We start from the raw sequence: 218 nt of genomic DNA on the forward strand, positions 1-218 counted from the left end.
GTGAATGCCATTTTCAAAGCATCAGTCACCAGTTGTTCAGTCATTGTTGTATTCAATGACCAACCAACAATACGTCTAGAATGTAAATCCATTACTGTAGCTAAGTATAGCCAACGATCTTTAACCCAGATATAAGTAATGTCTGTTACCCATTTTTGATTTGCTACTGGCGATTCAAAATCTCGACGTAATAAGTTATCAGCTACGTTCGTTATAGC

Annotated in this window: 1 protein-coding gene; it reads right to left on the reverse strand. The window is 36.7% G+C overall.

Features of this window, described 5'->3' with window-relative positions:
* The coding region (locus PVK70_RS19040) for a DDE-type integrase/transposase/recombinase (protein WP_274441731.1) at positions 1-218 on the reverse strand (218 nt) is incomplete at both ends.

It is taken from the genome of Aliivibrio sp. A6, from assembly GCF_028765505.1.
GTDB lineage: Bacteria > Pseudomonadota > Gammaproteobacteria > Enterobacterales > Vibrionaceae > Aliivibrio > Aliivibrio finisterrensis_A.